This window comes from Staphylococcus sp. 231237_7MaSpsaltlick (genome assembly GCF_043107035.1).
In genome coordinates this window covers 1-902 of the sequence record NZ_JBICNX010000185.1, presented here as the reverse complement: position 1 = coordinate 902, position 902 = coordinate 1, and the positions used below count along the sequence as shown (strand labels likewise).

Genomic DNA, 902 nt, shown 5'->3' with positions numbered 1-902 from the left:
TATCAAACATTTGCCATTCAGCACATTACCGAAACATATACTAATGGATGAATTTAAAAGTGTTAAACAAGTAGACAGCGCTATGAGTTTTATTTTTTGTGATGCGACTTCGCATAAAATTATAGATATTGTAAGAGATAGAAAACTATATTCTCTAAAAAATTATTTTTCTCGTTTTCCTCTCGAAGAGAGAAATAAAGTGTTAACCGTTACAATTGATATGTATGAACCATATATGTCCTTGATTAAAGAAGTATTTCCTAATGCTCAAATTATTATTGATAGGTTTCATATTGTTCAAGCGCTGAATCGTGCGCTTAATATGTCTAGGGTTAAGCTGATGAATACGTTTAGAAGGAGTAATAGACCTTTATATAATAAATACAAACGTTATTGGAAATTACTTCTAACTCCGTTTGAAGATCTTAACGCCTTTTCTTATCGCAAACTTAAGTTATTTAAGTCTTGGCAAACACCTAAAGGTGTTGTTGAGTATTTACTGAGTTTTGATACAAATTTCCAACATAGCTATGAAGTAGTTAATGAATTAAGATATAGTTTAAAACACAATAATTCAAAAGATTTTATAACTACGCTCAATGAAGTAGAGTTAAACGAAGTATGTTTTAAATTAAAAATAGTTCTAAAAACTTTAAAAAAATACCAACTATATATTGATAATACCTTGAAGTACCCTAATATAACCAACGGCCCAATAGAAGGCATCAATAATAAAATTAAACTTATTAAAAGAATATCATTTGGATATAGAAATTATGATAATTTGCGTAATCGTATCTTACTAACTTCACGACTTTATGCTTCTCCAATCAAAAAAGAGATTAAGCAACCTAAGGTTGCCTAATCTCAAAAATGGTATCAGTCCTCTTTGACAAAGAGCC

Annotated in this window: 1 protein-coding gene; it reads left to right on the top strand. The window is 29.2% G+C overall.

Features of this window, described 5'->3' with window-relative positions; genetic code table 11:
• The coding region (locus tag ACF91D_RS30785) for an ISL3 family transposase (RefSeq protein WP_392438553.1) at window positions 1–865 on the top strand (865 nt) is incomplete at its 5' end.
• Window positions 866–902 lie beyond the last annotated feature (37 nt).